This window comes from Pseudomonas sp. TH15 (assembly GCF_016651105.1).
In the GTDB taxonomy this organism is placed as follows: domain Bacteria; phylum Pseudomonadota; class Gammaproteobacteria; order Pseudomonadales; family Pseudomonadaceae; genus Aquipseudomonas.
This window is the reverse complement of the sequence record NZ_JAEKEL010000001.1, coordinates 2,192,862-2,211,791: the sequence shown is the minus strand read 5'-3', so window position 1 is coordinate 2,211,791 and position 18,930 is coordinate 2,192,862. Positions and strand designations below refer to the sequence as shown.

22 protein-coding genes are annotated in these 18,930 nt (G+C 58.8%); 9 read left to right on the top strand and 13 right to left on the bottom strand.

The genetic code is table 11. From position 1 onward, the window contains the following. Positions 1 to 186: 186 nt before the first annotated feature. Both yejK and JFT87_RS09895 read left to right on the top strand, forming a co-directional pair. On the top strand, positions 187 to 1,191 hold the full coding sequence (gene yejK / locus JFT87_RS09900; RefSeq protein ID WP_201200832.1) for a nucleoid-associated protein YejK: 1,005 nt from the start codon (positions 187 to 189) through the stop codon (positions 1,189 to 1,191). Continuing rightward, on the top strand, positions 1,191 to 1,541 hold the full coding sequence (locus JFT87_RS09895) for a glutaredoxin family protein (protein WP_201200831.1): 351 nt from the start codon (positions 1,191 to 1,193) through the stop codon (positions 1,539 to 1,541). The genes yejK and JFT87_RS09895 overlap by 1 nt, the downstream gene beginning before the upstream one ends. A 99-nt stretch (positions 1,542 to 1,640) precedes the next feature. Here JFT87_RS09895 and JFT87_RS09890 read toward each other — a convergent pair whose 3' ends face one another. The 5 genes from JFT87_RS09890 to JFT87_RS09870 all read right to left on the bottom strand — a co-directional run bounded on the left by JFT87_RS09890 (position 1,641) and on the right by JFT87_RS09870 (position 5,539). After that, positions 1,641 to 2,576 carry a glutathione S-transferase family protein gene (locus JFT87_RS09890; RefSeq protein ID WP_201200830.1) on the bottom strand — a complete coding sequence of 312 codons (936 nt, stop codon included), beginning with the start codon at positions 2,574 to 2,576 and terminating at the stop codon, positions 1,641 to 1,643. A gap of 84 nt (positions 2,577 to 2,660) precedes the next feature. Further along, entirely contained in the window at positions 2,661 to 2,957 is a 297-nt protein-coding gene (locus JFT87_RS09885; RefSeq protein ID WP_201200829.1) for a GIY-YIG nuclease family protein, read from the bottom strand. Between the two features lie 40 nt (positions 2,958 to 2,997). Then, positions 2,998 to 3,468 carry a nuclear transport factor 2 family protein gene (locus tag JFT87_RS09880; protein ID WP_201200828.1) on the bottom strand — a complete coding sequence of 157 codons (471 nt, stop codon included), beginning with the start codon at positions 3,466 to 3,468 and terminating at the stop codon, positions 2,998 to 3,000. Between the two features lie 114 nt (positions 3,469 to 3,582). Next, the gene (locus JFT87_RS09875; protein WP_201200827.1) at positions 3,583 to 4,890 is read right to left on the bottom strand and encodes a CynX/NimT family MFS transporter; all 1,308 of its coding nucleotides are present in this window, start codon (positions 4,888 to 4,890) and stop codon (positions 3,583 to 3,585) included. Beyond that, positions 4,880 to 5,539, bottom strand: coding sequence for a FadR/GntR family transcriptional regulator (locus tag JFT87_RS09870; RefSeq protein ID WP_201200825.1), 660 nt, complete (start codon positions 5,537 to 5,539; stop codon positions 4,880 to 4,882). The genes JFT87_RS09875 and JFT87_RS09870 overlap by 11 nt, the downstream gene beginning before the upstream one ends. 165 nt (positions 5,540 to 5,704) lie before the next feature. On the opposite strand from JFT87_RS09870, the gene JFT87_RS09865 reads away from it, so the two are divergent. Then, complete coding sequence (locus tag JFT87_RS09865; protein ID WP_201200823.1) at positions 5,705 to 6,016, top strand: type II toxin-antitoxin system MqsR family toxin; 312 nt, start codon at positions 5,705 to 5,707, stop codon at positions 6,014 to 6,016. Beyond that, positions 6,013 to 6,495, top strand: a complete 483-nt coding sequence (locus JFT87_RS09860) for a type II toxin-antitoxin system MqsA family antitoxin (RefSeq protein WP_201200821.1) — start codon at positions 6,013 to 6,015, stop codon at positions 6,493 to 6,495. Before JFT87_RS09865 ends, JFT87_RS09860 begins: the two co-directional genes overlap by 4 nt. A 55-nt stretch (positions 6,496 to 6,550) precedes the next feature. Here JFT87_RS09860 and JFT87_RS09855 read toward each other — a convergent pair whose 3' ends face one another. The 4 genes from JFT87_RS09855 to JFT87_RS09840 form a co-directional block, all read right to left on the bottom strand. Beyond that, a complete protein-coding gene (locus JFT87_RS09855; RefSeq protein ID WP_003171943.1) occupies positions 6,551 to 7,315 on the bottom strand; it encodes an amino acid ABC transporter ATP-binding protein in 765 nt (254 codons plus the stop codon). An 11-nt stretch (positions 7,316 to 7,326) separates the two neighbouring features. Then, positions 7,327 to 8,424: an amino acid ABC transporter permease gene (locus JFT87_RS09850; RefSeq protein WP_201200819.1), complete on the bottom strand. Its 1,098-nt coding sequence runs from the start codon at positions 8,422 to 8,424 to the stop codon at positions 7,327 to 7,329. 10 nt (positions 8,425 to 8,434) lie between these two features. Continuing rightward, on the bottom strand, positions 8,435 to 9,616 hold the full coding sequence (locus JFT87_RS09845) for an amino acid ABC transporter permease (RefSeq protein ID WP_201200817.1): 1,182 nt from the start codon (positions 9,614 to 9,616) through the stop codon (positions 8,435 to 8,437). Positions 9,617 to 9,681: 65 nt separating this feature from the next. Then, a complete protein-coding gene (locus tag JFT87_RS09840) occupies positions 9,682 to 10,713 on the bottom strand; it encodes an amino acid ABC transporter substrate-binding protein (RefSeq protein ID WP_201200815.1) in 1,032 nt (343 codons plus the stop codon). A 468-nt stretch (positions 10,714 to 11,181) separates the two neighbouring features. On the opposite strand from JFT87_RS09840, the gene JFT87_RS09835 reads away from it, so the two are divergent. From JFT87_RS09835 to JFT87_RS09815, 5 genes are all read left to right on the top strand, one after another. Next, positions 11,182 to 11,838 (top strand): alpha/beta hydrolase, encoded by a 657-nt coding sequence (locus JFT87_RS09835; RefSeq protein ID WP_201200813.1) that lies wholly within the window; start codon positions 11,182 to 11,184, stop codon positions 11,836 to 11,838. A 108-nt stretch (positions 11,839 to 11,946) separates the two neighbouring features. Further along, positions 11,947 to 13,434 (top strand): ATP-dependent RNA helicase RhlB, encoded by a 1,488-nt coding sequence (gene rhlB, locus JFT87_RS09830; RefSeq protein WP_201200811.1) that lies wholly within the window; start codon positions 11,947 to 11,949, stop codon positions 13,432 to 13,434. Between the two features lie 140 nt (positions 13,435 to 13,574). Further along, the gene (locus JFT87_RS09825; protein WP_201200809.1) at positions 13,575 to 14,522 is read left to right on the top strand and encodes an ornithine cyclodeaminase family protein; all 948 of its coding nucleotides are present in this window, start codon (positions 13,575 to 13,577) and stop codon (positions 14,520 to 14,522) included. Between the two features lie 96 nt (positions 14,523 to 14,618). Beyond that, on the top strand, positions 14,619 to 15,746 hold the full coding sequence (locus JFT87_RS09820) for an NAD(P)/FAD-dependent oxidoreductase (RefSeq protein WP_201200807.1): 1,128 nt from the start codon (positions 14,619 to 14,621) through the stop codon (positions 15,744 to 15,746). Between the two features lie 90 nt (positions 15,747 to 15,836). Further along, positions 15,837 to 16,463: a helix-turn-helix transcriptional regulator gene (locus tag JFT87_RS09815; protein WP_201200805.1), complete on the top strand. Its 627-nt coding sequence runs from the start codon at positions 15,837 to 15,839 to the stop codon at positions 16,461 to 16,463. 105 nt (positions 16,464 to 16,568) lie between these two features. Here JFT87_RS09815 and JFT87_RS09810 read toward each other — a convergent pair whose 3' ends face one another. From JFT87_RS09810 to moaC, 4 genes are all read right to left on the bottom strand, one after another. Beyond that, entirely contained in the window at positions 16,569 to 17,345 is a 777-nt protein-coding gene (locus tag JFT87_RS09810) for an ABC transporter substrate-binding protein (RefSeq protein WP_201200804.1), read from the bottom strand. A 295-nt stretch (positions 17,346 to 17,640) separates the two neighbouring features. Next, on the bottom strand, positions 17,641 to 18,093 hold the full coding sequence (gene moaE / locus JFT87_RS09805; RefSeq protein ID WP_201200803.1) for a molybdopterin synthase catalytic subunit MoaE: 453 nt from the start codon (positions 18,091 to 18,093) through the stop codon (positions 17,641 to 17,643). A gap of 2 nt (positions 18,094 to 18,095) precedes the next feature. Further along, entirely contained in the window at positions 18,096 to 18,338 is a 243-nt protein-coding gene (locus tag JFT87_RS09800) for a MoaD/ThiS family protein (protein ID WP_201200801.1), read from the bottom strand. Further along, entirely contained in the window at positions 18,335 to 18,808 is a 474-nt protein-coding gene (moaC, locus tag JFT87_RS09795) for a cyclic pyranopterin monophosphate synthase MoaC (RefSeq protein ID WP_077430837.1), read from the bottom strand. Before moaC ends, JFT87_RS09800 begins: the two co-directional genes overlap by 4 nt. Positions 18,809 to 18,930: the final 122 nt, after the last annotated feature.

The window sequence follows — 18,930 nt, the reverse complement described above, 5'->3', positions numbered from 1 at the left end:
TTTTGCCTTCCCGCCCCTGTAGGAGCTGCCGAAGGCTGCGATCTTTGGACTTTGATTTTAAAAAACAAGATCAAAAGATCGCAGCCTTCGGCAGCTCCTACAAAGGGGGCGTGCTGGCCTGTTTGCGGTACACTTGGCACTTTTTGGGGGAGCACGCCCTCCTCTCTTCAATCAGCCGAGAAGCCCATGCCGATCCGTCATTGCATCGTCCACCTGATCGACAAAAAACCCGACGGCACACCTGCAGTTCTTCACGCTCGCGACTCGGAACTTGCAGAGTCCACCGCCATCGAGAACATGCTCGCCGACCTCAACGAGAGCTACAACGCCAAACAAGGCAAGGCCTGGGGTTTCTTCCATGCCGAGTCCGGGGCGCATCCGTTCAGCGGCTGGCTGAAGGAATACCTCGACGGCGGCAAGGATTTCACGGCGTTCAGCCGGGTGGCGGTGGAACACCTGCAAAAGCTGATGGAGGAGTCGAACCTGTCGGTGGGCGGCCACGTGCTGTTTGCGCACTACCAGCAAGGCATGACCGATTACCTGGCCATCGCCCTGTTGCACCATAGCGAAGGCGTTGCCGTGACCGAAGCGCTGGACGTCACCGCGTCCCGCCACCTTGATCTGGGCCAGTTGCACCTGGCGGCGCGGATCAACATTTCCGAGTGGCAGAACAACAAGCAATCCAAGCAGTACATTTCGTTTATCAAAGGTAAGAACGGCAAAAAGGTTTCGGAGTATTTCCGCGACTTCATCGGCTGCCAGGAAGGCGTCGACGGCCCCGGCGAAACCCGCACCTTGCTCAAAGCCTTCAGTGACTTCGTCGAAAGCGAAGACTTGCCGGAAGAGTCCGCCCGCGAGAAAACCAAAACCCTGGTTGATTACGCCAGCAGCCAAGCCAAACTCGGCGAGCCGATGGGCCTGGAAGAACTCTCGGAGCTGATCGACGAAGAACGCCCGAAAGCCTTCTACGATCACATCCGCAACAAGGATTACGGCCTGTCCCCGGAGATTCCGGCGGATAAGCGCACCCTGAACCAGTTCCGCCGCTTCACCGGGCGCGCTGAAGGGCTGTCCATCAGCTTTGAAGCGCACCTGCTGGGCTCGAAGATCGAATACGACGAAGAAGCCGGCACGCTGATCATCAAGGGCTTGCCGACCCAACTGACTGACCAGCTCAAGCGGCGCAACTGATGCTGAACGGCATCCTGAAGAAATTCCTGCTGATCTTGCTGGTGGTCGTGGTTTACCAGAACTGGGGCAAGATCGAGCGGTACATCCACCCGGCGCAAGTGGTGTCCGAGCAAACGCAGGCCAAGGCCAACGTCGTGCTCTACGCCACCGACTGGTGTGGCTACTGCAAGCTGACCAAGCGCTTTCTCGATCAGAAAGGCATTCCGTACAAGGAATTCGATATCGAGAAGGACGCCGAGGCGCGCAAGGCCTATGAAGCGCTGGGTGGGCGTGGGATACCGTTGATCGACGTCAACGGCACATTGATTCGCGGGTATGACCCGGATGAAATCCTCGCCGCCCTGAAGTAAATCAATGCCTCACACAAAACCCGTAGAAGCGAGGCTTGCCCGCGAAGCTTTGAGCGCCAGTGATGACGCCTTCGCGGGCAAGCCTCGCTCCTACAGGGTTCAGTGTTTTTCGATCCGAAATCCGAACCGCGGAAAGTGCACATGCACCACACCCGCACGTTCGTCTTCACGGCGCAAAATCAATTCCTCACGCCCCGCAAACAGCAATTCACCAGCCACCGGGTCAACGCCGTAGTCAGTAGCCGCAATCACCACCTGCTGGCCCGCCTCAAAGCCGTTAGGCTCGTCGAACGCTTCATCCGGCAACGCAGCGGGCGTGGCATTGCGCGACACTTCCAGCGCCTCCTCAGCCGTCATCTCGCTAAACGCCCCATGACCAAACCCCATCACCCGACCGAACCACGCCGACACCGCCGGATAGGCGTCAACCAACGGCGAAGTGACGGGTGTTGCCTTGAGGAACCACAAGCAATGGGCCAGGGAAAAGTCAGCAATCGACGGCTCGCCGAACAGGAAATCGCCCTGCTCGCGCTGAAGCTGTAATTCCAGGCGTCCCATGATTGTCGGCCACTGGTGCCGAGCCTGTTCAGCCGACAGCGTCGTCGCGCTGCCACCGCTGAACAACCCGGCACGATCAGCCAGGAAGGCCTTGATCGCTTCCGGCGGCAATTTGCCGAAGCGCACTGCCACCGATTCCGGCTGGAACACCAGGCTCACCGCATGCTGGAACACCACCGAATCTACCCAAGTAGCGAAGCTCGCGGCGATCATTTCCTGACCTTCCGGGAAAAACGCCGGCAAGGCTTTTTCCTGCTCCAGACGCCGGGCGATCAATGCGGTGTCGCAATAAATATCGGCACCGATCTGCAACACCGGCGTCTTGCGGTAGCCACCGGTCAGCGCCGTCAGCTCGGGTTTTGGCATCACCGGCGAGATCTTCACCGAGCGCCACGACAGCCCTTTGAAGCCCAGCAGCAGGCAGGCCTTTTCGGCGAAGGGGGACGTCGGGTAGTGATGGAGAATCAACTCGGACATGCTCGGCTCCGCCGCTCAGAAAGTGAACCAGCAGCTTAGCGTGCATTTTGTTAGCAGCCTACAGATCTGCCTGATGGGAACCCATCAGTCAGATTGATAAGACGCGACCAGGCATTCCTTGGCGCTCTTGCGCAGTTTTTTGATCAGCCGTTCCTGGCGCAGAGCATCGCTTTTATCGCGGCACAGCTCGGTGTACACCAATGCCATGGCCGGGCTGGAGAGGAAAAACCGCGCGCCCTTGCCGCTTTGGTGCTTGGCAAAACGGCGCACCGGATCGTCGCTGATCCCGCAGTAGAGCGAACCATTGGCCGCGCGCACGAGGTAGACGAACCAGGGTTTGCTCACCGGGGTGTCGGCGGGGATTTCGCTGAGGGTGTTCACGTGGCGATCAAGGCTTGAAAGGAAACAAGCCGCGATCTTATCAGCGACTGGCCTGGAATGCCTTCAGCCCCTTCAACGCCTGGGCGCGAACGGCGTTGCGCACCAGCGGAGTCCAGCCCAGCAGCAGGCCTTTGGTGCCCAATGCCTGGCGCGACCAGCGCCACAGATCGAAGTTGTCATGGTGCTCGCAGATCTTGCCGTCGCGAAACACGAAACGCGCCTGAATGTCGTTGACCACGGTGTTGCCGGTCTGGCTGAACAGGTACGTCGCCATCCAATGGGCGCCGCCGGTGCGTTCGTCGCTGCGCACGTTATCGAAGGTCAGGGAAAAGTCTTTCGCACGGGTCGTGAGCATGCGCCACATATCGCCGGCCTGTTGGCCGCGCAACTCACCGAACGCCGGATCACTGAACACCACGTCATCGGTGTAGCAGGCGGCCATGGCCTCGGCATCCAGCCGCTGGAAGGCCTGGTAGAAACGGGTGATCAAGGCGTTGTGGGCATCACTCATGGGCAGACTCCCTAGGTTTGCGAAATGACTACAAAAGATTGCCTGCACGATAGTCTGCAAATGCGCGGAAAACTATCGGCATTCGTGGGCCGAATACCGATAGTGCGAGGGGCGTCAGATTTTTTCGCTGTTCACCTGCACGTACAGCGAACGCCCGGCGCCGAGGCCGGCGATGATCGCGCCCAAACCGATGATGCCGAAGATCCAGCCCAGCGCGTTCCAGCCGCCGGTCCAGTCGTGCACGATGCCGACGGCGAACGGGCCCATGGACGCCAGGGTGTAACCGAAGCCCTGGGCCATGCTCGACAGGTTGGCGGCCACGTGGGCATCGCGCGAACGCAGCACGATCAGCGTCAGTGCGAGGCTGAACGTACCGCCCTGCCCCAGACCCAGCAGGATCGCCCAACCCCACAGACCTTCGATCGGCGCGTAGAGGCAACCGAACAAACCGCCGAGGGTCAGCAGCATGACCACGACGATCGCCAGTCGCTGGTCCTTGCCGCGTGTTGCCAACCACGGTGCGGCGAGGGAGCTGGCCAATTGAATGATCACCGAACCCGACAGCACCAGACCGGCCTGAGTCGGCGTCAGTCCACGCCCAATCAGGATCGACGGCAACCAGCCGAACACGATGTAGGCCAGCGACGATTGCAGGCCCATGTAAAGCGTTACTTGCCAGGCCAACGGATCACGCAGCAGACCGCGGACGCGGTAGGCAACGTTGTGCGAGCCATGTTTTTGCCCCACTTGCGGCAACCAGAAAATCGCCGCGACCAGCGCCGGCAACACCCAAAACCCCAGGCCCAATGCCCAGCTCTTGTCGAAATGTTCGCTCAACGGCACGGTCGCGCCCGCCGCCATCGCCGCGCCCAGACACAGGGCCATGGTGTAGACACCGGTCATGGTCCCGGCCTGTTTCGGGAAGTCGCGCTTGACGATCCCCGGCAGCAATACGCCAATCACACCGATGCTGGCCCCGGCCAGAACGCTGCCGGCAAACAGCCCGACTTCACCGAAGGAGCTGCGCAGGATGATCCCGCCGGCCAGCACCAGCAGAATCCCGAGCACCACTCGCTCGGCACCAAAACGTCGCGCCAAAATCGGCGCTAGCGGTGCGAACAAGCCGAGGCAGAGTACCGGTAATGTGGTCAGCAAACCGGCCTGAGCAGCCGACAAACCAAGCGTCTTCGACACTTCACTGAGCATCGGCGCCATGCTCGACAGCGCCGGGCGCAGGTTCAGCGCCACCAGGATCAGCCCCAGCAACAACAGCCACGGCCGACGCAGGATCGGGTGACTTTGCTGGACCTGTTCGTCATCGGCCTCGGCGTCGATCAGCAGCTCTTCGAGCTCTGCCGTGCGCTTGGGCTGCGTGATGTTGCTGTGATTGGCAGGCATGGTTTTCTCGGTTTCAAGGTTCATTGATCAACTGCCTCGACAGGGCTTTGGCCCGTTCCGGGTCACGTTGCTCGACGGCATCCAGCAGTTCGATATGCAGATCGAACACCTCTTGGCGTCGCGGGGAAATATTCAGGGTCTTGCGCAGTTGCGCGCCGATGATGCTGGAGAAGTAGCGATACAACTCGCTGAGGGTCGGGTTGTGTGCGGCGTCCACCAGACGGCGGTGGAACACCAGGTCGCAGGCGATGTAGCTGTCGAGATCGCCGTGGTAATGACTACCGCTGACGCCCAAGGCTTCGCGCAGCGCCGCCAGGTCTTCGTCGGTACGGCGCAATGCCGCCAGGCCGATGGCTTCGACTTCCAGAATGTGCCGGGTTTCCCGGGCTTGTTCGTGGGTGCAGCGGGACAGCGCTTTCATCGTGTCCAACGGATCGAATATGGCCCGCAGGTAACTACCGTCGCCCTGGCGGATTTCGATCAACCCGGAAAACGCCAACACCCGCATGGCTTCGCGCACGGTGTTACGGCTGATGCCCAGCTCGGCGGACAGCTCGGGCTCTGTGGGTAGGCGCTGACCAACCACCCAAACACCTTCGGTGATGCGCTGACGTAACAGGTCCAAGGCCTGATCGACCAAGGATCGCTTAACGAGTGGAGAAATGTCTGACATAGGATTCGCCCTTTCATCCAATCATAGGATGAATTTTCTGACATGTTAGTCAGCATCTTCCGAGAGGACAAGCGCCTAGGGTTAAAGGGCAGGAAATGGAGCGGGATTCTCGATTGTCAAAATTACCCTTAAAGGGTAATTTTATGTTCAAGGTTGAAGTGTCTTATGGAAAAGAACACACCTCATTACGACTTGGCGGTGATCAAGGAGGATGTCAGAAGGCTCGGGATAAACGCATTTACCAGGACCGCTCGCAAAAGCGGTCGAGACATAGGCCTGAGTCTCAAGGAAATGCAGGACGTGGTTTTCGAACTGCAAAACAGGATGCTGTACAAATCGATGACGACTTATGGCGACTATCGGATTTGGCAAGACGTGTACCACATCACTTCGCATGATCTGGAGATCTACATCAAGGTCACTTATTGCTCAGGCGGTGAACCTCCGGTGATCTCCTTCAAGGAGAAAAAACCATGAACACTAAACAATGCTTCAGTTGCGGAGCACCTGAAGGAATGCGGCACTTCGAAGGTCGTGCCGAAACCATGAGCGTAAAAGGCATTGAGCGTCGTCTGGATGATTTGTCTGGATGGGAGTGTCAGACATGCGGGGAAGTCATATTCGACCCCGATAGCGCATTACGCTACTCGAATGCGAGTGACGAACTCGTCATTGCTGGCCGACAAATCATTGGTAACGAGATGAAGCGCATCCGCCGCAAGCTGCATCTGTCACAAAAGGAAGCGGTGCTGCTGTTGTCAGGTGGCGGACACAATGCGTTTTCACGATACGAGCGCGGCGACTCACTCCCACCTAAGGCCTTGATAGTGCTGATGCGGCTGCTTGATCGTCACCCCCACCTGCTCACCGATGCGCGCGCTTTGGGCGAAGGAGCAGATTTGAGAGGATTCAAGGACATAGTGCACGCAGAACAGGCAACGCTCTCTGTGTCATGACGCGAAAATCATAAAAAACCCGGCACAAGGCCGGGTTAGTTTTAAACATCCACCATCAATGCAGGATCTGGCTCAGGAACAGCTTGGTACGATCATTCTGTGGATTATCGAAGAAGTCGTTCGGCGCAGCCTGTTCGACGATTTCGCCCTTGTCCATGAAGATCACGCGGTTGGCCACGGTGCGGGCGAAGCCCATTTCGTGGGTTACGCAGAGCATGGTCATGCCGTCTTCGGCCAGGCCGATCATGGTGTCGAGAACCTCTTTCACCATTTCCGGGTCGAGTGCCGACGTTGGTTCGTCGAACAGCATGATTTTCGGTTTCATGCACAGGGCACGGGCAATCGCCACACGCTGTTGCTGGCCGCCGGACAGTTGCCCCGGGAATTTATGCGCCTGCTCCGGAATGCGGACGCGTTCCAGGTAGTGCATGGCGATTTCTTCGGCCTTGCGTTTCGGCATCTTGCGCACCCACATCGGTGCCAGGGTGCAGTTCTGCAGGATGGTCAGATGCGGGAACAGGTTGAAGTGCTGGAACACCATGCCGACTTCGCGGCGGATCGCTTCGATCTGCTTGAGGTCGTTGGTCAGTTCCACGCCATCGACCACGATGCGGCCCTGCTGGTGTTCTTCCAGGCGATTGAGGCAACGAATGGTGGTCGACTTGCCGGAACCCGAAGGGCCGCACAGGACGATACGCTCGCCCTGCTTGACGTTCAGGTTGATGTCTTTCAACACGTGGAACTGGCCGTACCACTTGTTAACGCCCTGCATCTGAATAATGCCTTCAGGGCTCACAGGCTGTTTGATCGCTTCACTCATAAACTACGCTCCTAACGCTTGTGGCCAGTGTCCAGCTTACGTTCCAAATGCATGGAGTAGCGGGACATACCAAAACAGAAAATCCAGAACACCAGGGCCGCGAACACATAACCTTCGGTGGCCATGCCCAACCATTTCGGGTCGGCGGCGGCTTGCTTGACGCTGTTGAGCAGGTCGAACAGGCCGATGATGATCACCAGGCTTGTGTCCTTGAACAGCGCAATGAAGGTGTTGACGATGCCAGGGATTACCAGCTTCAGGGCTTGCGGCAGAATCACCAGGCCCATGCTGCGCCAGTAACCGAGGCCCATCGCCGCAGCCGCTTCGTACTGACCTTTAGGGATCGCTTGCAGACCACCGCGCACCACTTCGGCCACGTAGGCCGACTGGAACAGGATCACGCCGATCAGCGCCCGCAGCAGTTTGTCGAAGTTCATGCCTTCAGGCAGGAACAACGGCAGCATCACAGAGGACATGAACAGCACCGTGATCAACGGCACGCCGCGCCAGAACTCGATGAAGGTCACGCAGACCACTCGAATCGCCGGCATGTTCGAACGACGCCCCAACGCCAGGATGATCCCCAGCGGCAGCGCACCGGCGATACCGACGGTAGCGATCACCAGGGTCAGCATCAGGCCGCCCCACTGACTGGTCGCGACATTGGTCAGGCCAAAGATCCCACCATGCAACAGGAAGTAGGAAATGATCGGGAACGCCACCAGAAAACTCAGGCCGTACACCGCTTTACGGTGAAAACGCGAGATAAACAGTGGTGCCACGCCGATAACCGCCAGCCACACGGTCAGGTCGACGCGCCAGCGCAGTTCCGGCGGGTAGTAGCCGTACATGAACTGGCCGAAACGCTGCTGGATAAACACCCAGCAAGCGCCTTCCTTGGTGCAGTCGGCGCGGGTAGTACCGACCCAATTGGCGTCCAGGATCGCCCAATGCAGCAGCGGTGGAACGATCAGGTAAATCAGGTAGAACGCGAACAGAGTCAGCAGGGTGTTGATCCAGCTGGAGAACATGTTGGCGCGCATCCACGCCACCACACCGATGCTACGGCTCGGTGGTGGCATGTCAGGTTTGAAAGTATGGGATGTCATGCGCGTTTCCTCACCGTTCGATCAGCGCAATGCGCTTGTTGTACCAGTTCATCAGCAGGGAAATGCTGATACTGATCGCCAGGTACACGCTCATGGTGATGGCAATAACCTCGATCGCCTGCCCGGTCTGGTTCAGCACCGTACCGGCAAACAACGACACCATTTCCGGATAACCGATACCGGCCGCCAGCGAGGAGTTCTTCGCCAGGTTCAGGTATTGGCTGGTCAGTGGCGGGATGATCACGCGCAGAGCTTGCGGGATGATCACCTTGCGCAGGGTCGGACCGTTGCGCAGCCCGAGGGAGCGTGCCGCTTCGGTCTGGCCGTGGCTGACCGACTTGATGCCCGAACGCACGATCTCGGCGATGAACGCCGCGGTGTACACGGTCAGGGCCAAGGTCAGCGCCAGCAGTTCCGGGATCAATACCCAGCCACCAACGAAGTTGAAGCCTTGCAGCTTCGGCATTTCCCAGTGCAACGGGGCACCGAAGATCAGCGCGCACAAAGCCGGGATCACCACGATGATCGCCAGGCCCACCCAGAACTTGTGGAACGGCACGCCTGTGGCTTCGAAACGCTTGTTGGCCCAGCGGCACATCATCACGATGGCAACGATGGCTATCACCACGCTGATCGCGAATGCCCAGAACCCGCTCGACATTTGCGCGGCCGGCATGTTCAGGCCACGACTGCTGACGAAGAAGGTGTCGCCAAAGTTGTGACTGGCGCGCGGCCCCGGCATGGTCAGGAACACCGCGAAGTACCAGAACAGGATTTGCAGCAGCGGCGGAATGTTACGGAAGACTTCCACGTAAACCGTCGCCAGCTTGCTGACGATCCAGTTCGGTGACAGCCGTGCAACGCCAACGATGAAACCGAGGAGGGTCGCCAGAACCACACCAATGACGGTCACCAGCAACGTGTTAAGCAGACCAATGACAAACACCCGGGCATACGTGTCCGATTCGGTGTAGTCGATCAGGTGTTGTGCGATGCCGAACCCGGCACTGCGATCCAGAAAGCTGAAGCCGGAGGTAATGCCCCGGTGTTGAAGGTTGGTTTGCGTATTGTTGAACAGATACCAGCCCATCGCGACGACCGCGACAATCGTGATGATCTGGAAGAGCCACGCACGCACTTTTGGATCGCTGAGGCTGAACCTCTGCTTTGGTGCGCCGATTGATTTTTGCATGAAGTGCCCCGCAAAGAATGGAACAGAACATCACCCGGTGGTTGGCCCACCGGGTGATAGAACCATCAGCGCACTGGTGGTGCGTATTGAATGCCGCCGTTGGTCCACAGCGCGTTCAGGCCACGGTCGATTTCCAGCGGAGTGCTCTTGCCGAGGTTTTTCTCGAAGATTTCGCCGTAGTTACCGACTTGGGAAACGATCTTGACGACCCAGTCCTTCGGCAGTTTCAGGTCTTTGCCGTATTCACCGTCGCCACCCAGCAGACGAGCAACATCCGGGTTCTTGGTGGACTTGGCTTCTTCCAGAACGTTTTTCGAAGTGATACCGGCTTCTTCGGCGTTCAGCATTGCGTAGCCAACCCAGCGAACGATCGCCAGCCACTCGTCATCGCCATTACGCACGACAGGGCCCAGCGGTTCTTTGGAGATGGTTTCCGGCAGTACGACGTAGTCTTTTGGCGAAGCCAGTTTGCTGCGCTGTGCGTACAGCTGCGACTTGTCGGAGGTCAGCACGTCGCAACGACCGGACTCCAGCGACTTGGCGCTTTCATCGGAGGTGTCGAAAGTGATCGGGGTGTACTTCAGGTTGTTGGCGCGGAAGTAGTCGGACACGTTCAGCTCGGTGGTGGTACCGGCTTGAATACAGATGGTTGCGCCATCCAGTTCCTTGGCACTTTTCACGCCCAGCTTGCTGTTGGCCAGGAAGCCAACGCCGTCGTAATAGGTAATGAAGCCAGGGAATTTCAAGCCCATGCCCGCGTCACGGGAGCTAGTCATGGTGGTGTTACGCGAAAGGATGTCGATTTCGCCGGACTGCAACGCGGTGAAGCGCTCCTTGGCGTTCAACTGGCTGAATTTAACCTTGGTAGCGTCGCCGAAAACGGCAGCTGCCACAGCGCGGCAGACGTCAGCGTCGATCCCGAGGATCTTGCCGGTGGAGTCCGGAACCGAGAAGCCCGGCAAACCGTCACTCACGCCGCACTGTACGAAACCTTTCTTCTGCACTGCATCCAGGGTTGCACCCGCCTGAGCGAACCCGCTGACACCGAGCACTGCAGCAGCAGTCACGATAGCCAGGGTGGATTTCAACATTTTCATTCAAACCTCCAGTTTTGCTCTTGTTGTGTCGGAGCGTGAGTCCCGTCGCACCCTTTTGAGGCGTTGTTGACCCGTGTTGGCTTTTTTTGGGGTCAACCGACGTAAGACTTTAGCTATGAGTCTAGTAGGAGAAAATCCACATCATGGATTACTCACTTCTCACCAATCGGCCGAACGGGCTGTAGCCCTTTCACGTTCGCTAAGCCCGTAACGGCCACTGGCGAACATCCATCACCGGATTCTTTGCTATCCCGTCGTCAGCAGTACACTGATAGTGTTACCGCCAGGCACGAGATTGGTTGCACAGGTTTTTCCATAGCAAAGCCCGTACCACACCGGACGCTTAAGCGATTCAGCGACAGGTCAATAGCAAAACTTGTAGCCTTGCGACATCTTCTTAACTGATCAACACGGTACGCACTCACATCACGCACTTAATGAGAGCGCCCGCACATTATTGGAGCAACCATGACCCAGCCCTTGATTCTTCAGCCCGGCAAGCCCGTAGACGCCTGCGTTATCTGGCTGCACGGCCTGGGCGCCGATCGCTATGACTTTCTGCCAGTGGCCGAAGCCCTGCAGGAAAGCTTGTTGACCACTCGTTTCGTTCTGCCACAAGCACCGACTCGCGCTGTCACTATCAACGGCGGCTACGAGATGCCGAGCTGGTACGACATATTGGCCATGAACCCGGCGCGCGCCATCAGTCTTGAGCAGTTGGACGAGTCGGCAAAAATGGTGATTGAACTGATTGAAGAGCAGCGAGCCAGCGGAATAGACGCCTCGCGGATCTTCCTGGCCGGTTTTTCCCAAGGTGGCGCCGTGGTCTTGCACAGCGCTTTCCTGAAATGGCAGGGAGCCCTGGGTGGCGTACTCGCCCTCTCTACTTATGCACCGACATTCAGTGATGAACTGGAGCTTTCAGCCAGCCAGCAGCGCATTCCCGTTCTTTGCTTGCACGGCCAGTACGATGACGTGGTTCAGAACGCCATGGGTCGCAGTGCTTATGAGCATTTAAAGCTGCGTGGTGTCACCGTGACATGGCAAGAATACCCAATGGGTCACGAAGTGTTACCCGAAGAAATTCGCGACATTGGCGTCTGGCTGGCCGAGCGTTTGCGTTAACTCTTTATATGAAAAGAACCTCCTTTAGCCTCCATTGATCATCCCGCTACGCCGCGCCCGGTTCTTGCATTACACTGGCCGGCGTATATTCCTTAACCAATTGATGAGATGACCGTGCTCAAAGCACTCAAAAAAATGTTCGGTAAGAGCGAGGCTGAGCAGCTCGCGCCAGTCGCCAGCGCTCCGTCTCACACACCCAGCCACCGCACCGACGGTCATCAGCCTGGCAGGACCGCAGCCGCAGCGGCACCGAAACACGAGCCGGTGACCACACCGACCGCCCCACCTGTCGAGGCCATCGCCGTAGAGCAACCGCTCATCGAAGCCCCGAAACCTGTTAAACCGCGTCGCGAACCGAAGCCCAAGGCACCGGTTATTCCCTGGAAACTCGAAGACTTCGCCGTCGAGCCCATGGAAGGCAAAACCCGCTTCCACGATTTCAAACTCGCTCCTGAACTGATGCACGCCATCCAGGACCTCGGGTTCCCGTACTGCACGCCGATCCAGGCGCAAGTCCTCGGCTTCACCCTGGCCGGCAAAGACGCCATCGGTCGCGCCCAGACCGGCACCGGCAAAACCGCCGCGTTCCTGATTTCGATCATCACGCAACTGCTGGAAACCCCGCCGCCCAAAGAACGCTACATGGGTGAACCGCGGGCGCTGATCATCGCGCCGACCCGCGAACTGGTGGTGCAAATCGCCAAGGACGCCGCCGACCTGACCAAGTACACCGGCCTCAACGTCATGACGTTTGTTGGCGGCATGGACTTCGACAAACAGCTCAAGCACCTCGAAGCGCGTCACTGCGACATCCTCGTGGCTACGCCGGGCCGTCTGCTGGACTTTAACCAGCGCGGCGACGTGCACCTGGACATGGTCGAAGTCATGGTCCTGGACGAAGCCGACCGGATGCTCGACATGGGTTTCATCCCACAAGTGCGTCAGATCATTCGCCAGACCCCGCCGAAGAACGAGCGTCAGACACTGCTGTTCTCCGCGACCTTCACCGAAGACGTGATGAACCTGGCCAAGCAATGGACCACCGAACCGTCGATCGTCGAGATCGAAGCGCAGAACGTGGCCAGCGAAAACGTCGAGCAACACATCTACGCCGTAGCCGGTGCCGACAAGTACAAGCTGCTCTACAACCTGGTCACCGACAACGGTTGGGAGCGGGTGATGGTCTTCGCCAATCGCAAGGATGAAGTGCGGCGCATCGAAGAACGCCTGGTGCGCGACGGCGTCAACGCCGCGCAACTGTCGGGCGATGTGCCACAGCACAAACGGATCAAGACCCTGGAAGGTTTCCGCGAAGGCAAGATCCGCGTACTGGTAGCCACCGATGTTGCCGGTCGCGGCATCCACATCGACGGCATCAGTCACGTGATCAACTTTACCCTTCCGGAAGTCCCGGACGACTACGTGCACCGCATCGGTCGTACCGGTCGCGCGGGTGCCGATGGTGTATCCATCAGCTTCGCCGGTGAAGACGACTCCTACCAGCTACCGTCCATCGAGGCGTTGCTGGGTAAAAAAATCAGCTGTGAAACGCCACCGACGCATCTACTGCGGGCGGTTGAGCGCAAACGTCCGTAAATCGGAACGTAGTGAAAGAGGCGCAGCCGGCAACGGACTGCGCTTTTTTTTCGCCTGGCTTTTTTCAACAGGAGCTTGCTCGAGACGACTAAAAGTCCATAATGGACAAATTAGTTTACTTATCGCTCCCGGAGCCGACCATGCCCAGTACGCCTTATGTGATCACCCAACCCCAGGCCTGCGAGCTATTGGCACAGGTCGACGTGCCGAAGATCCTGCGCAAGCTGTTCCGCGACCTGGCCGCCGGGCAAGCCGTACAACCGGCGCAGCAACTCGTGGAATTTCCTAAAGGTGCCGGCGACTTCATCAATTACCTGGGCGTGCTGGCAGAGGATGGGGTCTACGGGGTCAAGACTTCACCTTACATCGTGCGCGAACAAGGGCCACTGGTAACGGCGTGGACGTTGTTGATGTCGATGCAAACCGGCCAACCATTGATGCTTTGCAATGCCGCCGAGCTGACCACCGCCCGCACCGCCGCGACCACGGCCGTGGCGGTCGATGCCCTCGCCCCGCTGAAGGCCCAACGCCTGGCCATTATCGGCAGCGGCAAGGTGGCCCAGGCGCACTTGCACTACGTCAAGGACCTGCGCGACTGGCAGAGCATTAGCCTGTACTCACCCGGCCTGAACGAACTGGCTCCCGAAGCCTTGGCACAACTCAAAGGACTCGACTCGCGCCTGACCCTGGTCGACAGTCGTGAAGCGGCCATTCATGACGCCGATGTGATCATGCTCTGCACCTCCTCCGCCGGCCCGGTGATTGATCCGTCGACACTGACCAAACCGGCGCTGATCACCTCGATCAGCACCAACGCCCCCCGCGCCCACGAAGTACCGCCCCAGAGCCTCAATGACATGCAGGTGTTCTGCGACTATCGTCAGACCACCCCGGGCTCGGCCGGTGAAATGCTGATAGCCGGCGAACAACATGGCTGGGACAAAAGCGCGATTGTTGGCGACCTGCCCGAGCTGCTCAGCGACAGGGTCCTGCGCCCAGGCTATGACCGTCATGTGTTCTTCCGCTCCATCGGTCTGGGCCTGGAAGACATCGCGCTGGCCAATGCGATCTACCAACTAAACCGCTAACCCCCCGCTCCATGTAGGAGCAGCCTCGTTTCACTCGTCAGCTCCTACATAGGGATCACCACAATTTCAGCATTTACGCCCTTTCAGGAGAGGTTCATGAGCCAGGCAGATTTCATCATTATCGGCGGCGGGATCGCCGGCGCTTCCACCGGTTTCTGGCTGTCGCAGCACGGGCGAGTCATCGTGCTGGAACGTGAATCCCATCCGGCCTATCACTCCACCGGACGCTCCGCGGCGCTGTACACCGCCGCTTACGGCACGCCCCAAGTGCGCGCGCTGACCCAGGCCAGCCGCGACTTCTTCGACGCCCCGCCTGCAGGTTTCTGCGAGCACCCGCTGCTGACCCCGCGCGGCGAGATGACCGTGGACTTTACCGGCGACCCGGCCGAACTGAACAATCAATACTTGAGCGCCAAAGCCACGGTGCCGGAGATGCAACTGCTCAGCGCCGATGAAGCTTGCGCGCGTCTGCCAATCCTGCGCCGGGAAAAAGTCCATGGCGCGATCTACGACCCGACCGCCAGCGACATTGATACCGACGCCTTGCATCAGGGATACCTGCGTGGCATTCGCCGCAACAAAAGTGAAGTCCACACCGACAGCGAAGTGCTGCGCCTGACCCGTGATGCTGAAGGGCTGTGGCACGTGCAAACCAACGGTCAGACCTTCAGTGCACCTATCATCATCAATGCCGCGGGCGCCTGGGCCGATAAAATCGGCACGCTGGCCGGCGCCACGTCGCTGGGTTTGCAACCGAAGCGCCGTGCGGCGTTTATCTTCGCCGGCCCCGAAGGTGTGGACATCCACCATTGGCCAATGCTGGTGGCCCTCGACGAATCCTTCTATATGAAGCCCGATGCCGGCATGTTCCTCGGCTCGCCCGCCAACGCCGACCCGGTGGAACCGCATGACGTACAGCCCGAAGAGCTGGACATCGCCATGGGTATCTACCAAATCGAAGAAGCCACCACCCTGACCATCCGCCGTCCGACCCGCACTTGGGCTGGTCTGCGCAGTTTCGTGCGTGATGGTGATTTGTTGTCTGGCTTCGATCCCAAGGTGCCAGGACTGTTCTGGGTCGCCGCGCAGGGCGGCTATGGCATCCAGACCTCGCCGGCCATGGGCCAGGCCAGCGCTGCACTTGTTCGCGGTGAAGACTTGCCCGAGCAACTCAGCCGTTTCGGCCTGGACGCCGCGATGCTCTCCCCTGCGCGCCTGGGTTGAGTTTCGGACTTGGGTGACGTGTCGACGCGATTGCGGCAAACTTCCAGCGCCCTTTTTGATAGGGCGCTGACGTTGCCTGGAGCTCCCTGTATGAACGCCCCCGAAAAAGACCCGGCCCTGGACAACTACCGGGCGATTGCCGACGCGATCGCCACCCTGTTCTTTCCGCACGCCGAGGTCGTACTGCACGATCTGCGCACGCAAAAAATCGACTACATCGCCAACAACCTGTCGAAACGGGAAATCGGCGATGACGCGGCGCTGGAGGACATGCTCAGCGAGGATGTCAGCGAACGAAACATCGGGCCGTACGAAAAACTCAATTGGGATGGCCAGAAGATTCGCAGCCTCAGCAGTGTGCTGCGCGACAGCGAAGGTCATCCGCTGGCAGTGCTGTGCATCAATCTGAATATTTCGCTGTTCGAGAATGCCAAGGCTGCGCTGGATTTGTTCCTGTCGCCGACCAAGTTGATTCCGCAACCGGACTCACTGTTTCGCGATGACTGGCAGGAACGGATCAACACCTTCCTGCATGCCTGGCTACGCGAACGTCAGTTGAGCCTGAATGTGCTGAGCCGCGACCACAAACGCGAGCTGGTACTGGCGCTGCACGCCGAAGGGGCTTTCAAGGGCAAAAGCGCCTCCAACTATGTGGCCAATGTGCTGAACATGGGGCGGGCGACTGTGTACAAGCATTTGAAGGAATTGAAGGGTTAGGCATTTGGATGTGTGTTGTTTGATCGGGCCTCTTCGCGAGCAAGCCCGCGCCCACATTGGAATGCATTTCCCTGTGGGAGCGGGCTTGCTCGCGAAGCCGGCTGATCAGTCGCCGTAGATATCGGACTTGAAGTACTTGTCAGAAATCTTCTGATATTCACCACTCGCGCGAATCCCATCGATGGCAGTGTTCAGCTCACTGACCAACTCGGCATTACCCTTGCGCACCGCAATCCCGGCGCCTTCGCCCACGTACTTCGGATCCTTCAACTCCGGCCCGACAAACGCATAGCCTTTGCCACGCGGCATCGACAGGAAGTCACTCAGCGGGATGGTGTCGGCAAAAATCGCATCAAGACGACCGGCCGCCAGGTCCATGTAGATTTCTTCGTTGTTACCGTAGCGCTTGACGTTAATGCCCTTTGGCTCGAACACCTCAGTGGCGTAACGGTCGGTGGTGGTGGCGCGCTGCACACCAATAGTCTTGCCCTTCAGGCTCGCGTACTGGTCATCGACCACCGCGCCATCCTTCATCACCAGGCGCGATGAAGTGAAGTAGTACTTGTGGGTGAAGTCCACGGACTTCTTGCGGTCTTCATTGATGGTCATCGACGACAGCGCCATGTCGATTTTCTTCACCTTCAGGGAAGGAATCAGACCGTCGAATTCACCTTCGACCCAGGTGCACTTGACCTTCATCTGCGCGCACAGGGCATTGCCGATGTCGTAGTCGAAACCGACGATTTCGCCTTTGTCGGTTTTGGACGCGAACGGTGGATACGCCGCTTCAATGCCGATGCGCAGGGTTTTCTCGGCGGCGAACACAGTGCTGCACGCCAACAGGCTCAGGGCCAGACCGGTGATGAGGGGGAATTTCTTCATGTTCGTTCTCTCGCGGGTTGTTGTTGGTTTGGCAAGACAGAAGAAAGAGCAGCTGCGAGCTGTTAGCTACGAGCGGCGGGACGGAGCATTTTTTGTACTTATAAATCCATATTGGACTTGCATGTACATTTCGTCAATCGGGCAAAGAGAGAGGATTTTGGTGATTCAGATGATGCCTTCGCGAGCAGGCTCGCTCCCACAGGGGATCTGTGGCGACACAGAATATCTGCGCACATGAAGATCTAATGTGGGAGCGAGCCTGCTCGCGAAGGCTTACTAAAGGGTGCTACAGGGCTTAATTCTTCCAGCGATCCGCCGCCGCATGATCGCTGTCCCGCCCTTCCACCCAACGCGGGCCGTCGCTGGTGTTTTCTTTCTTCCAGAATGGCGCGCGGGTTTTCAGGTAGTCCATCACGAACGCGCAGGCATCGAATGCAGCCTGACGATGGGCACTGGCGGCTCCAACGAAGACGATCGGCTCACCCGGTTCCAGGGCGCCGATGCGGTGCAGCACTTCAAGCTTGAGCAGCGGCCAGCGCTGCTCGGCCTCGACGGCAATTTTGCCCAAGGCCTTTTCGGTCATGCCCGGATAGTGCTCGAGAAACATCCCGGCAACGTCGAGCCCGTCATTGAAGTCGCGCACGTAGCCGACAAAACTCACCACCGCGCCGACGCCGACATTGGCGGCGTGCATGGCGTTGACTTCAGCGCCCGGATCGAACGCCGTGGACTGCACGCGAATCGCCATGATCAGCCCCCGGTCACGGTCGGAAAGAACGCCACTTCATCACCCTCGACCACCGGCTCGTCGAGCTGACAGAGGTCTTCGTTGCGGGCGCACATCAGGTTTTGCTCGCTCAGTACCTCGGCACCGTCGCGCTGGACCAGCAACGCACGCACGTCATCCACCGTGGCGAAATCGCCTTCAACCTCGACTAAGTCCACGCCCAGCGCTTCACGGTATCGGGCGAAAAACTTCACCGTAAGCTTCATGACGGGTCTGCCTGGAAATGGCCGCTCTTGCCGCCGACCTTCTCCAGCAACCGCACGCTTTCAATGGTCATGCCGCGGTCCACAGCCTTGCACATGTCATAGATGGTCAGTGCCGCGACACTGGCAGCGGTCAGGGCTTCCATCTCGACGCCGGTCTGCCCGGACAACTTGCAACGCGCAACGATGCGCACGGTGTCGTCGCCTTCGGCACTGAGTTCGACCTTGACGCCGGTCAGCATCAACGGATGGCACAGGGGAATCAGGTCGCTGGTTTTCTTCGCCGCCTGAATGCCGGCAATGCGCGCCACGGCGAACACATCACCTTTTGGGTGACCACCGCTGACGATCATTTGCAGGGTTTCGGGCAGCATGCGCACCAGCGCTTGGGCCGTCGCTTCACGGAACGTCACGGCTTTTTCAGTGACGTCGACCATGTTGGCGCGACCTTGGGAATCGAGATGAGTCAGCACAGGGTTACTCCTGATCAGGAGCGTCGATTGTAAACCTGCGGGTCAAATTTTCGCACGCTTGATTATTGGACCACCGCAATCCTCCTGTGGGAGCGGGCTTGCTCGCGAAGGCGTCGTGTCAG